This window comes from Halanaerobacter jeridensis, from assembly GCF_016908315.1.
In the GTDB taxonomy this organism is placed as follows: Bacteria; Bacillota; Halanaerobiia; order Halobacteroidales; family Halobacteroidaceae; genus Halanaerobacter; species Halanaerobacter jeridensis.
The window spans coordinates 110,505-124,832 of sequence record NZ_JAFBDQ010000002.1; the positions used below are offsets into that span (position 1 = coordinate 110,505).

Annotated in this window: 11 protein-coding genes and 1 CRISPR repeat array; of the genes, 10 read left to right on the forward strand and 1 reads right to left on the reverse strand. The window is 30.3% G+C overall.

Annotated elements, in window-relative coordinates:
* Window positions 1–148 precede the first annotated feature (148 nt).
* The 3 genes from JOC47_RS02335 (at window position 149) to JOC47_RS02345 (ending at window position 2,756) form a co-directional block, all read left to right on the forward strand.
* A complete protein-coding gene (locus JOC47_RS02335) occupies window positions 149–949 on the forward strand; it encodes a transporter substrate-binding domain-containing protein (protein WP_204700363.1) in 801 nt (266 codons plus the stop codon).
* Between the two features lie 341 nt (window positions 950–1,290).
* The gene (locus JOC47_RS02340; protein WP_204700364.1) at window positions 1,291–2,034 is read left to right on the forward strand and encodes an amino acid ABC transporter permease; all 744 of its coding nucleotides are present in this window, start codon (window positions 1,291–1,293) and stop codon (window positions 2,032–2,034) included.
* Window positions 2,031–2,756, forward strand: a complete 726-nt coding sequence (locus JOC47_RS02345) for an amino acid ABC transporter ATP-binding protein (RefSeq protein WP_204700365.1) — start codon at window positions 2,031–2,033, stop codon at window positions 2,754–2,756. Before JOC47_RS02340 ends, JOC47_RS02345 begins: the two co-directional genes overlap by 4 nt.
* 102 nt (window positions 2,757–2,858) lie before the next feature.
* On the opposite strand, the gene JOC47_RS02350 is transcribed toward JOC47_RS02345, so the two are convergent.
* A complete protein-coding gene (locus tag JOC47_RS02350) occupies window positions 2,859–4,169 on the reverse strand; it encodes a mechanosensitive ion channel family protein (RefSeq protein ID WP_204700366.1) in 1,311 nt (436 codons plus the stop codon).
* Between the two features lie 262 nt (window positions 4,170–4,431).
* Between JOC47_RS02350 and JOC47_RS02355 the strand changes: the two genes are divergently transcribed.
* From JOC47_RS02355 to cas4, 7 genes are all read left to right on the forward strand, one after another.
* On the forward strand, window positions 4,432–5,379 hold the full coding sequence (locus tag JOC47_RS02355) for a helix-turn-helix transcriptional regulator (protein ID WP_204700367.1): 948 nt from the start codon (window positions 4,432–4,434) through the stop codon (window positions 5,377–5,379).
* 14 nt (window positions 5,380–5,393) lie between these two features.
* Window positions 5,394–8,159: a type I-D CRISPR-associated protein Cas10d/Csc3 gene (cas10d, locus tag JOC47_RS02360; RefSeq protein ID WP_204700368.1), complete on the forward strand. Its 2,766-nt coding sequence runs from the start codon at window positions 5,394–5,396 to the stop codon at window positions 8,157–8,159.
* Window positions 8,160–8,194: 35 nt separating this feature from the next.
* Window positions 8,195–9,133 (forward strand): type I-D CRISPR-associated protein Cas7/Csc2, encoded by a 939-nt coding sequence (gene cas7d, locus JOC47_RS02365; protein ID WP_204700369.1) that lies wholly within the window; start codon window positions 8,195–8,197, stop codon window positions 9,131–9,133.
* Between the two features lie 90 nt (window positions 9,134–9,223).
* On the forward strand, window positions 9,224–9,928 hold the full coding sequence (gene cas5d / locus JOC47_RS02370; RefSeq protein WP_204700370.1) for a type I-D CRISPR-associated protein Cas5/Csc1: 705 nt from the start codon (window positions 9,224–9,226) through the stop codon (window positions 9,926–9,928).
* A 3-nt stretch (window positions 9,929–9,931) separates the two neighbouring features.
* Window positions 9,932–12,205, forward strand: a complete 2,274-nt coding sequence (gene cas3, locus JOC47_RS02375; protein ID WP_204700371.1) for a type I-D CRISPR-associated helicase Cas3' — start codon at window positions 9,932–9,934, stop codon at window positions 12,203–12,205.
* 14 nt (window positions 12,206–12,219) lie between these two features.
* Complete coding sequence (gene cas6 / locus JOC47_RS02380) at window positions 12,220–13,014, forward strand: CRISPR-associated endoribonuclease Cas6 (RefSeq protein WP_204700372.1); 795 nt, start codon at window positions 12,220–12,222, stop codon at window positions 13,012–13,014.
* A gap of 272 nt (window positions 13,015–13,286) precedes the next feature.
* Window positions 13,287–13,613: a CRISPR direct-repeat array (repeat unit 37 nt; unit sequence GTTTAAATACTTATAATTCCGCTTAAGGAATTGAAAC).
* Between the two features lie 117 nt (window positions 13,614–13,730).
* Window positions 13,731–14,315 (forward strand): CRISPR-associated protein Cas4, encoded by a 585-nt coding sequence (cas4, locus tag JOC47_RS02385; protein WP_204700373.1) that lies wholly within the window; start codon window positions 13,731–13,733, stop codon window positions 14,313–14,315.
* The last annotated feature ends 13 nt before the right edge of the window (window positions 14,316–14,328 follow it).

The following is a 14,328-nucleotide window of genomic DNA, read 5'->3' on the forward strand; positions in this document are numbered from 1 at the left end:
GGCCCTAGCTTGACAATATCTTAACAGAAAAGTATAATCTAATTAACTTAATAGTAACTTATGCTAATTGTAATTAGTTTTAATAATAGTTCCAGTGTAGTTTGAAAAATATAAAACTAAGATATTTGATACTGTTGGAGGTATAAAAATGAAAAAGACAATAATTTTATCAATGTTAGTGTTAATTATGGTCATTAGTGGTTGTTCACAGCCTGAACAAAATATATTAGACAAAGATGTGATTAGAGTAGGGATGGAATTGAAATATCCACCTTTTGAAACTAAAGATAAAAATGGAGATCCTAAAGGAGCTAGTGTTGACTTAGCAAGAGCATTAGGAGACTATTTAGGGAAAGAAATTGAAATAGTAGATACTCCTTATCCAAGCTTGATTCCGTCTTTAATGAGTAGAGAGATTGATTTGATTATTTCTTCAATGACGATTACACCAGCTAGAGCTGAAAAGGTAGATTTCTCTATTCCCTATACTAATAGTCAATTAATGATGTTAGTGCACGAGGATTCTAAAGTGCAGTCTCATAAAGATTTAAATGATCCTGAGGTGACAATTGTATCTAAAACAGGCACAATTGGAGCGTTATGGGCCAAGTCTAACGCCCCTAAAGCTAATATTAAAAATGTAGAAGAAGAGTCCACAGCTGTACTAGAAGTATCTCAGGGTAAAGGTGATGTCTTCATCTATGATCCATTGTCTATTATCCGGCATCATCAAAATTATCCTGATAGTACTCGAGCTATTCTAGAGCCATTACCTAATACTAAAGGTTGGGGTGTGGCAATGCGTAAAGGGAATGATGAATTACGTAAAAAAATTAATGAGTTTATTAGAACTGCTAAAAAAGATGGAACTTATGATCGGATTAGAGAAAAGCATTTACAGAATAAGATAGAGAAATTTGAAAAGTATGGGTTAGAATTTTTCTTTTAAAGTGTAGCTTCAAGATTGCCCAGTAAGCATTTCTTTGTTTGAAAATTTAGGTTAATTCGTCTAAAATTGATTTTACTTGCACTTCATTAAGACTCATTAATAACCTAAATTTAATATCACTCAGAAAAACTTACTGGGCAATCCAATAATAGTCTTGCTTTAATAGTGGGGGGCAGGGATCGTACCATTTTGGGGTTGCTTATTTTTTGACTGTACCTGTAGGTTTTGTTTTAAATTTTTCTCTTTTACTATTTCATTTTTAATTTATAAAGTTAAGCTTTATATAGATATTGTTTTAAGCAATCGTGTAATTTTGTTGGCTTTAAGGAGGCAATTAATTAATGTCTAAAGAATTCAAACCAGGGAGTGCACTATTATCACTACTATTTTATACAGCACTATTCACATTTATTGGGATGAGATTTAATTATACTTATGAATGGTTTAGCTTGAGTGGTTATTTTGGGTCTATAGCAGAAGGTTGGATTACTACTGTTATATTAAGTGTTGTGTCTTTATTTTTTAGTTTAATTTTTGGTCTGATATTATTTTTTATGAAAGAATCTAAAATAACAACTTTACGCTATATTAGTAAAGTATTTAATGAAGTTATGTTTGGCTCGCCACTATTGGTATTAGTAGTGATTTTATATTATATTGTGGGACGAGCCTTTTATGTTAATGATAAATTTATAGCAGCGGTAATTATTTTAACTCTATATAATTCAGCCTATATTTCTGAAATTTATCGAGGGGGAATTGAAAGTATTCCTGATGGGCAGTGGAAAGCTGCTGAAGTATTTGGATTTAGTGAATTTCAAACTTATAGATATATTGTTCTGCCCCAGGTCTTGAAGAATATTTTGCCGCCGTTAACAGGGCAGTTAGCATTATTAGTCAAGAGTACGGCTTTATTATCTTATATGGCAGTCAATGAATTCTTCAATACGATGATGGGCGTTAATGCTAATACTTTTGCTTATATTGAAGGTTATCTTGTCTTGGCGCTAGGATACTTAATTATTACTATACCAATTTCATTGTCAATTAAATATATGGAACAGAAACTGCAGGTGATAGAATGAGATTAGAATTAAATCAACTTGAGAAGGAATTTGGCGATAAGAAGGTTTTAAACGGATTAGATGTGGATATAGAAGACCATCATATTATCGGAGTTATTGGCCCGAGCGGTGGTGGGAAATCCACTTTATTGCGGATGATTGCTGGATTTGAAAGTATTAGCAGCGGTCAAATTCATTTAAATGATATTAATGTGGGCCAAGAAAAAGAAAAATTGCATAAAAGATGTGGGTTTGTCTTTCAATCCCATCATTTGTTTTTACATTTAACAGTCTTAGAGAATATAACGCTTATTTTAGAAAAAGTACATGGTTATAGCTCTCAAGATGCTGAAGAGAAGGCAATTAGGCTACTCGATCAGTTTGGCTTAAAACAGCATGTCAATAAAAAACCTCAGCAGTTAAGTGGAGGACAATCACAGCGAGTGGCGATTATTAGAGCTTTAGCAATTGATCCTGATGTACTTTTATTTGATGAACCGACTAGTTCCCTTGATCCAGTGTTGACTTATGATGTATTAGAGACTATTTTAGAATTAAAAAAAGAGAAGAAAGATTTCGTGATTGTAACTCATGAGATTGGTTTCGTCAAAGAAGTAGCTGATTATATTGTCTTTATTCATGAAGGGGAAATTGTTGAACACGGGCCAGTAGAAATTGTTGAAGAACCTAAGACGGATCAATTAGATGATTTCTTGTCTAAAGTCTTTAGTTGGACAAATTAAAATTTTCAGAACAAAATAAAACATTTACTAGACACCTTAGAAATTTTAAGGTGTCTTTATCTTTTTGCTAATTGCTAATAGCTTAGACCTCATGACGCAGAGCTAATTGGCCCTAAATTCTTTTAGTTCAGTAGGTAATGACTGTAGATGTAAATCATGTTGCGGATAAGGAATTTCAATATCATGGGATTGAAAAGCTTGCCATATTTTTAAAAAGAGTTCACTTTTAATATTGTCTAGTCCATTTTCAGGGTCAACGATCCAAAATTTTAATTTTAATTCAACGGAACTAGCGCCAAAACCAGTCAGCAAACAAGAAGGTTCTTTGTGACTAGTCACCCTCTGATGCTCTTTAGCAACCTGCTCAATTAGTGCAATTGCTTGTTCAACGTCACTATTATAAGAAATTCCGACTGGAATTTCTAAGCGAATTAGTTTATCGCTATAAGATAGGTTAACAACTTTTTTAGTGATTAGGTCTTCATTGGGGATTAGATATTCTTCACCATTAAGAGTTACAATAGACACAAATCTAGAATTCAAGCTAGAGATTAAGCCATATGTATTATCTATTTCAATCACATCCCCAGGCTTTACGGATTTATCAATTAAAATAATAATGCCACTAATAAAATTAGAAACTATTTTTTGTAAGCCAAAACCAATTCCCACACCAATACCACCACTTAAAACTGTAAAGGCGGTTAAATCAATCCCGATACTGCTTAAAGAAATGATGATAGCAAAGCCAAATACAGTAAATCTAATAACTTTATTAAGTAATACTTTTAGAGATGGAGTCAGACTAGAATTGTTTTTGATTTTTGTTTCGACAAAAGAAGTAGTTTGGCTAGCTGCCCACATAAATAGAGATAAGACAAACAGCCCTTGAATAAGTAATAAGAGTGAAATTCTAATTTCTCCGGTAGTGAAGTCAATATTGTCTAATAATTTGATTGTCCGATCATAAATATTCATAATATTAAGAGTAACAATTGTTAAAATAAAGGCTGAAACTAATCTAATGATGAATGTGTTTTTAAATAAAGAAGACATCAGGCGAATGATTAACCAAGCAGTGAGAATTTCACTAATTATAGTCATTATTTTATAAGGCCAAAAAAAGTTTAGTGCTAAGAATATGTATAATATTAGTAGTAGATTATAAGTTAAGGGTAAGATTAATGATTTTATTAATAGCTTGGACTTTTGATAAATCTTAGATTTTTTATCAGAAGTAACATTATTTAAAAGTGTTGTAAGCTTTAATTTGATTTTTTTGTGAATTACTAAAGTTAGTAATGCTAGTGCTATTAATAATATGATTTGAATTATTTTATCAGTGGTGAAAATATTTTGTTCTACAGTTTTAACAGTTTGACTAACTAGTTGCGGAGTTAATTCAAGATTCAATTATTTTCCTCCTCATTTATTCAGTAATTAATATATAGTATGTGGAGAAAAATAAAATATGAAAGTGAAATTTTAATAGATCCAATCAATTTTAGAAAAAATATACTAATGAAAAACAAGCCATAAAAAAAGGAAATTATAGTTTATTATATAATTTTATCTATATATCAACAATATTTTGTTAAAATCAATTATTTTTTATGACAAACAGTTGTCATAGGGTTATGCTATACTATATTTACAGAAGAAGGAGATAGGAATTATGAAATACGATAGATTATTGCGTTTGACCTCTTTAATAGATTACATATCTTCAGCACCTGGAAAAACGTATCAATTTTATGCTGATGAATTTGGAGTTCACCCTAGGACTATTAGAAGAGATATTGATGCTTTATCTGAGGCGGGGCTACCTGTTGAAACAAGTGCAGGAATTAGATTTATCAATGATATTCAGTTACCTGAAATTGATTTTAATTATAATCAAGCTTTTACTTTAATGATTGCTTTATCTGAATTAAAGAGGTATACCCAATTTGGTGGAGAATTGACTGAGGTTAAAAAGAAATTAAAAGAAACTCTTCCTGATAAATTAGTTGCTATGGTTGAAGAAATAGAAAAGAGAATTGGGATTTATCCTAGCAGACCTGAAATAGCAACAGAAATTTCAGATAAGATGATGCCGATTATCTCTAGTTTGATTAATAATAGAAGAATTAAAATAAATTATTACTCTTTTAGTTCTGATGAAACTACTCAGCGTAAGATTGATCCCTATGCTGTTTTTTTCCGCAGGAGAGATTGGTATTTAGTAGGGTTTTGTCATTTGCGTAATCAATTGAGAATGTTTCGTTTTAGTAGGATTTTAGAATGGGAACATTTAGATCAATATTTTGAATTACCTAATGATTTTGATTTAGATACTTATGTAACAGAATGTTGGGAGTTAATGAGAAATGATCCAGCTGAAATTGAAGTTAAATTTTCTTCTGATGTAGCACAATTGATTTTAGAAACTGAATTTAATAAGCAGGAAGAAAAAGAAAAATTAGCAGATGGTTCAGTTTTATATCGGGTGCAAGTAAAAGGTTGGAAAGAGGTGTTTTTCTGGATTTTATCATTTGGAGGTGATGCAGAAATTATTAGCCCCGATTGGTTGCGAGATAAAGCTAAAGGTGAGGTAGAAAGAATGTTGGAAAAATATAATTAAGTGGAGGTGATTAAATGGCGGAGCAACCAGAAATTTTTCAATTAGCTGCAAGTAATGAAAATAGCTTTTGGGACAAGTTTTTAAAAGAAATAGCTTTTGATGGTTTGACGCCCTATTATAAAATTCAACAAACAGGGATTAGAGAAGGAACTAGTCTAGGGGAGCATGTTTTAGCTGGTGATATGCTAATCGAAGAACTCAAAGATATTTGTGATTTAACTCCATTAGAAGAAAAGATTTGCTTGGCAGCTTATACTGTACATGATATGAACAAAACAGAAAAGTTTTCTCAAAAAAATCTGCCTATCAAAAAAGCTAGTGACCAAGATATTTTAGATGAGTTAGCAAGAGTAAACTTCTTAGATATTTTTCCAGATGCAGAAAAGTATATTAAAGAGATTGGGTTTCTAGTGAGAAATCATTCGCAGAAATATCATACTATGGAAGGTATGATAGCAGGTAATAAACAAGAATTCAAATTAGAAAAGTCTCGAGTAGAAGAATTATTAGAGCTGATTAGAGGGGTTGATGTAGCTGATTTATCAAAAGAATTTAGTGAAGAATACCAAAAAGACAAGTTCTTATCTCAAATCAATTTAATCACTGATAATCAGTATCAACTGGTTAATCATAGAATTTCAGAACATAGAGGGATATTAACTAATATAATTCATAATGCTGTTAGCCAATATTTGCAGCAAGAATATGATTATCACCCTCTTTTTATTTATCCAGAAGGTATTTATTATTTAACTGCTCATCCAGTTCAATTTGATAAAGAAGAATTTGAGAAACTAGCAGATAGAGTAGAAACAGAAGTAAATCAGTTGGTCAGGGGTAAGTTTGCTGATTTTATTAATTCTACTCGGACTGGAATTAAAGTTGATACAAAATGCTTAGAATTAGAAGTTCCTTTTCCTAAAATATTAGAAATAGTTGATAATCGAATTCACAGCAGAGATTATAGTAGCAAAGATAATCAGCATACTAAAACTTGGGATAAGGTAGTTAAGAATACTGAAGATTTAGATGAAAAGACAACTGATGAATATAAAGATTTTTTCACTCCTTTAACTGATAAAGAATTTAATGAAGAAGAACTCTATACTGCAGAATTGATTAGAGCTTATTATAACTTTTTAAGATTGGATCAATTTAAATTGAATTCTTCTCAAGCATGGTCTAGAATTTATAGTTTATTAGATGTTGAAGAACAGACAGAATCTTCTTTTGAATTATTGAATGGATTAGATGCCGTTTATTATCGTCCTTATGTCTTGGCGCGATATTTAATATTAGAAAAAGATTTAACTTATGAAAAACTATATCAGTTAATTAAAGAGGCTGGCAGTAAATTGGTAACTGAACTGCATGATGAAGATAAAGAATCACTATTCAAGCGATATATTTATCGGGTTTTGAGTATTGACGGTCAGAATTTTTCTTCTCGAGAAGAGTTTAAGCAGAATTTTGAGTATTATTTAGATAAACCGCAGCAGCAATGTTCAACTTGTGGTTTAGATTATGATGTTGATGACTGGATGTCGGCTGACGTCCCCAATAATATTAAAGTACAGTTTTTTTCTAATCGTTTAGTTGGGGGAAGTGGTGAACCGAAGAGGAACATCTGTAAAATTTGTAATAAACAATTCATATTAGAAAAATTAAATTTCACAGCTTATTCTCAGACAGATACTTTTTATCTTCATTTTTATCCTCAAGGTTATTATTCTGATCTTTTTCTTAATTCATTTAGACATACATTGAATAAATTACGAGAGCAAGATAATAGAGCAATTATGCTTAAAAATGATCAAATTATTATTGACCAGTTAAATAAGAAAGTAGATTGGGAATTAGATTTAAAATTTAGTCAAACTAAATCAAATGGTAATCCTTTGCCGCAACATTCAAAAGTAGTAGGTAATATTATTACTTTACCGTTAAATTGTCCTAGAGATAATAATACCGAGAGGTTTATTTTTGCTTTACAGCAAATCCTAATTTGGATGAGATACTTTAATTTCCGGGCTGTACTTTCTGAATCTCCGGTGCCACCACTGGCTGCAAATGAATTTGATGCTTTATATTTAGATAACTTGCCTTTTAGTTTAGCCGGAATCGTTGGGGGGCAGAATTTAACTAGCCAAGAAGTAGAAAAATTATGGGCTAATGTAAAAGATTTTTATGCTATTTCTAGCAGAGTAGATGAGGGAACTGACCGTTCAAAAGTTTATGCTCAATTGCTACGAACTGCTAATGATGATTTACGAGAATTATTCTTTGTTTTAGATAGATTGATTATTAAAAAAGCAGATAATGCAAGAGAAGAACTTAGTATTTCAAGAGATGTATTAACTAGATTAGAAAATATTATTAAGCGAGGAGGGAACTATATGCAATCAGCAGAAGTGATAGAAAAATTAGGTAAGTTAGCTGGCGAGTCTTATATTAAGGGGAGTACTTACAAGAGGAATTCTTTACTTAAACCACTTGATATTATCTTTGATCTATTAGAACGACGGAGTGAATACTTGGATTTAGAAACTGTATTTGCTACTGCTGTGCAGCAAATATTTGATCACATTAGTAGAGTTTCTCCTGATGATAGAAAGCCAGGGGATACTAAATACCAAAAGATTGAAAACTTTGTTGATGTATTTGCAGAAGAATTATTAGATGAAGTTTATGAAAATAAGGTTAATCAGCTAATTTCTGATCAAAAGATTATTAAATCTGCTTATCTATTTTATTATCGCAAGGCAACTAAAAATAATTAATTTTAATATTTAAAGAGAAAAGGGAGGAGAAAAGAATGGATTTATTAGAGCAATATGATGACTTTTTAGTCGATGAATATCAAAATTTTCCGCAGAGTAATTATGTTAATATTTTATTGTTGAGAAAGACAGAGTCAGAAACTATTTTTAGAACAGAAAATGAAGGTGGATTAACAAAAGAATTTATCCGTATTGGAGATAGTGAAGAAACAACGCAGAGAGTAGTTATGACTAAACGTAAACAAGTAGCAGTTGAAAGAAGAACAGGTAGAGAACTACTGCGTAAGCATGACCAGCTATTTGAAGGAGATAAGGGAATTTGTGCTTTGAATAGAAATACTCCTTGTGGTGAGTGTATTGACTGCATGTTATATGGTTTTGCTGCTGGTGGCGGGGGAGCTCAAAAAGCAAGAGTAATCACTAATGATGCTTACTCTTTATTAGCCGCTAAAAAGATTACAGATAAAAGGACATTTAATGCTTTATATGATGATGGGACAATGCGGGATCCTGAAACAGGAGAAGCTTCAGCTAGTTTAGGAGAAGTTGAATATATAAAACCTGAAACTCATTTTATTGACGTCCAAACGCTTAAGGATGTGACCAAAGAAGAGTTTATCTATGTTTTAGGTAATATTTTAAGAAGTTTTCGTTATGGGGCTATTTCTTCTAAAATTGGAAAGATGAAAAATTACTTATTAGGTATTTATTTTAGTGATTGTGAATTGGCTAGTAATTTAGAATTAACTCAAGAGATGAGTCAAGAAATAGATAGTACAGAATTTCCTTTGGCAACTGCAGAAATAAAAGAATTAGCTAAAGAAAAAATGAAGGAATTAACTTCTGATGTATTTGGGAGAGTGCAGATGATGTCTGATGATGAATTAACTGAGTTATTAGCAGAAACTCAGAATATTTATCAGTCTTCTGAGCAAGTTAAAGATTTGTTAGAGACTGCTACAGAAAAATATTAAATTTAAGTGGGTCAACTTTGCTCTTTGTAGTTGGCCCACTTAAGCAAAAAAATATTTAAAATGCATTAAGAGCGTGGAGGTGACTTAAATATGGTAGCAGAAGATAAATTATATTATATTGAATTTGAATTATTAGAGAACACTTTTTTTGCTAGTCGAGAGATATACAATTACTATGAAACAGAAGCGGTAATTGGTCATTTTGCTTTAGCCTATGCTTTAGGTCTTTGTCAAAGCCCTTATACTCCTACTAAAAAGCCCTTATATCAAGAACATTTTACTGAGCTAAATGAAAAAGGGATTTATATAACTCCAGCTACTGTAATGGGAGACGTTGAATTTGTGATTCAAACTTTTAATACTTTAAGTGATAGCTATTGGTATCAATTTAAAAGTAATGCAGTAGAAACAGATAGAAATAAGGGTAGAACTTATGCCTCGAATTTTCCTCAACAGGGTAGAGCTAAAATGTTAGCGGTAGGTAATAAGTTTAGTTTTTATTTGTTAAGTAAAGAAACTATAAGTTTACCTCGTTATATGAGGTTAGGTAAATTTATGAGTAAAGCTAGATTAGAGATAACAGAAGTAGATTATCAGATTAAAGAAGTAGAAGAAAAAAAGATTAATAGAGTTTTAAGCCCATTGGATTTAGATGAAGAAACTGAACTTCATAGTTATGATACAATTAATATTCGTCCCACTCCATTAATTAAGAATAGTATTCTTAGTGGGCCAATGTTGTATATTTCTGATAATCAAGATTATCTACCCCTAAATATGAATTATGAGGTGTAAAATATGATTGAGTTAAATTTAAAAGAAGATTATGAAGTTGTAGCCCAAAATAATCCTTTTGATTTAAAATATACTCCTTTAAAGCATCAACTAAAAACTTATCAAGCGCTACAAGATAATCAAATAGTAATTAATTTGCATAATACAGGGACCGGAAAGACATTAGCTTCTTTATTATATTTATTTGATTTGGAGTCTAAGATGGATAATGTTTTGTTTATTGCTCCTACTAATGAATTGATTTATCAACATACTCAAGATATAAAAGATTTTATTAGTGAAAATGATTTAAAATATAATGTGATTAATATTGATGCTAGTAGATTAAAAAAGTTGACTTCGCAGGCGAAAAGGAATGGCGATAAGTTACATCGGTTATTAAAAAATCCTTTAGAGTTTGCAGAAGAATTAGATTTAGAATTTAATAATAAAGATTATCCTTTTGTGTTTGTAACAAATCCAGATATTTTCTATTATGCTCTTTATTTTCAATATCATCATATTGATCAAAGAAATTTATGTCAAGATTTTGCTACTTTGTTTTCTTATATTGTGATTGATGAGTTTCACTATTATAACTCTAAACAATTTGCTAATTTCCTTTTCTTTTTTGCTCTTTCACAGGAGTTCGGCTATTTTGAGCAAAATAGAAAAATCTGTTTGTTATCTGCTACCCCAGCTCAATATGTGATTGATTATTTAGATAGATTAAATTTGAATCAAAAAATAATTGATTTAGAAGAGGAAAGTGAAGAGAAAATTCAAACTTTAACTACAGCTAAGGTGGAAATGATTGCTGGTAATTTAATTGAAGAACAGGAATTAGTAGAGAAAAAGACTTTGAATTATTTAGAAAAAGGATTAGAAGGAGTAGTGATTTCTAATTCTTTAGCGAGAATTAACAAATTATTTTCTGATTTAGACTATGAAAACAAAGAAAGAATTACTGGCCCTCAGAGCAGACAAGCTAGAGAAATAGCAAGCAAAAAAGATTTGATTTTAGCTACTCCTACAGTTGATATTGGTTATAATTTTGCTAAGGATAATAAGCAGCGTCAGAATATAGATTTTGTGATATTAGAGGCTAATTCAGTTGATGAATTGTTACAACGATTAGGGAGAGCAGGGCGAGTATTAGGTAAAGAAATAAAAGATTGGGCAAGTAAAATTTTAATATTAATTGATGGTAATAGTTATAATTTATTAGTGGATGAACTAGAAAATAGGGAGTATCAAAGAAAAGAATTTGCTGATTTATTAGTAGAATTGAATGCACCACCGCAAAAAAAGGAGTTTGTGCAGTATATAAAATCTTATGCTCTATTGGAATCTTTTTATCCTTTATATAAGATGTACTGTACTATGCCTGATCATATTAAAGAGTATATAGAAAAATTATTTGAAAGTTTAAGAGAAGTATTTAATGGGAATAAGAGTTTTCGTCAACTATTAGGAATTACTAGCAAATTTCGCCATCAGCAACAAGTAGCAGAGCAGGGAGAAGAATTAAGCTTAAATGATTATCAAGATTTTTGCTATTGGTTTGAAAACAGAACTTATTCTGAAGAAGTAATTAAAGAATATACCCAAAATCCAGGTATCACAGAAAAAGTAAAGCAATTTGTTAAGCAAGAGTATGCTACTAAAAAAAGTTTGTTTAATTTTCGTGATTCATTCACTGGTCCGCAAGCAGTAATTTATGACCCACGGGATATTTTTGCTACTGATCAAGTAGTTACTTATAATTTATTACATATAATTAGAAATTATAAGTATACGCTATATTCATCAGCTAAAAAGTTTAAAGAACAAGTATTTACTAAAAAAGAGGGAGATTTTTATATCGAGGTCGAAGATTTTAGAGAGGAAAAAATAGATTTGTCTTATAGACTTAAAGTACCTTATCCAGGCTTATTTAATCAAGTAGAAGAAATAAGATACCAAGAATTCTTTGAAAGTAAATTTTGTAATCGCCCAGTTGCATTACCAGGGCTTGAATTAGTAAGTAATACTTCATTAGATCCAGAAATTATTGAATTTTTTAAAGAAGAGTTCATTTCAATGTTTATTGTTAGTAATAATTTAAATTCTAAACTTTATAGTTCAGTAAAAAATAGTGCTGTTTATCCAGTGAAATTAGAAGTAGTATTTCCTAACTATACTAGTCAAGAATATAGAATGATTTTAGGAACAGCTGCTTTTTTAGTTTATCCCGAAATGGAAAGAGCAATTTATGCTGCGAAAAATCAAGAAGATGAATCACCAGTTATTATTTAAAAAGGGGGCAGATAATGTTTTATAGTGTAATAGTTCGTTTTAGACCAAGAAAAGATATTTATTTTAAGTATCATCCTAGTGAAAGTTTGCATGGTATGCTATTTCATATGATTAAAGAAAGAGATGAAGAAGAGGTAGAAGTTTTGCATGATGGATATGATAGTAAACCATTTACTATCTCTCCAATCATTCCTTATCCGAGCTGGAAACATGGAAAAAGATATTTAAAAAAAGGAGATAAACATTTTTTTCGAATAACTTTTTTAGAAGATAATTGGTATAAATTATTTATGGAATATTTTTTATATTATCAAGATAGACTAAAATTAAGGGGAAGTCAAATTGAGATAATCGAAGTTTTAACTAATTCTAATGAAGATAAGAAATGTAATTCTATTACTACTAAAAAACTAAGAGAAAATAGTCAAGCGCGACAGAAAATCAAGTTTAAAATTCATTCAACAACTACTTTTAGAGATGGAGATAAACATATTGTTTTTCCTATACCTAATTATTTGTTTAATAGTTTATATAGTAAGTGGGAAGAATTTAGCTCAGAAGAATTAATTGTAGAGAGAGAGGATTTTAATCATATCTATGTATCACGATATGAATTAGAATCTGCTATGGAACAATTTAGTGATTGTCCAATTAAAGGATTTAGAGGGGATTGTGAATATGAATTAGATGCTAATTTGAGTGAAGATAAAATTAAGGATATAAATTTATTAGCTGATTTTGCTTTTTATAGTGGAGTAGGATATAAAACTACTATGGGCTTAGGACAAGTAGCTAGACTTAATAAATAATTTAGATTTAATACAGGAAAAAGAGTATAAATATTGAAATAATATTATAGGTTAAAAATGAAAATATTATTTCCGAGAGTCGTTGTATGCCTTAAAACCCCTAGGGTTGCTCGGAAGAGAAGTATAACAGAGAATGATGGAGTATAATAGAGATAAATCAATTTAATGATTTTGGTTTTGGAAATGGATTTGGAGGTGATAAGATCAAAATTGATAGGTGTTCGGAAATGTTTATTTTAAGTCAGTCTAGGCAAGGGATCAGAATGGGTACAGTTTAAATACTTATAATTCCGCTTAAGGAATTGAAACAAAGTACTTTATAAGGACATTCTTTATAATCATCACGTTTAAATACTTATAATTCCGCTTAAGGAATTGAAACAAAGATTTATAACCTAATAATCTTAATTCATAGACTGTTTAAATACTTATAATTCCGCTTAAGGAATTGAAACAATTTCTGAATTTGGCGGAATATTTATCAACATGAGTTTAAATACTTATAATTCCGCTTAAGGAATTGAAACCGTTGCCATCATCATCTTCAAAATCATTTTTCATAGTTTAAATACTTATAATTCCGCTTAAGGAATATAAAATTATTATTTATATTTCAAAGATTCTCCCATATGGGAGAATCTTTGAGTTTTTTGTATTTTTATTGACAAACACTTGTCACGAGGTTATGTTATATTATTTTTAAGGAAAGTGATAATATGCAGCAAAGAGTTTATGCCCCTTTATCAGCTTTGAATGCTTATAATTATTGTCCGCATCGAGTATATTTAGAATTTGTTTGTGGTCAATGGAAAGATAATGATCATACGATAAAAGGAATTTTGAATCATGAGCGTGCACATTCAGGTGAAAAAAGATATGATGGGAATAGGATTCAGACTACTCAAGTTTATATTAAATCAGATCGTTATCAGTTAGTAGGGAAGGTAGATATTGTAGAAGAAAAAGAAGATGAAATATATCCTGTTGAATATAAAAAGGGTAAGGCGGGTCAATGGACTAATGACCATCTACAACTGTGTGCTCAAGCGATTTGCTTAGAAGAACAATTAGAATTAGAAATAGAAAAAGGGTATTTATGGTACTTTAATAGCAGAAGTCGGGAAGAAGTTTATTTTGATCAAGAGTTAAGAGATGAAACTATTTGGACAGCAAAGAAAGTATTAAATATAATGAAGAATAATTTAATTCCTCCCAAAGAATATACTTCTCGTTGTAAAGGTTGTAGTTTGCAAGATATTTGTTTGCCACAAGAAATATCTAAACTAAATAAAGATATGTAAGGGAGAGTGAAAA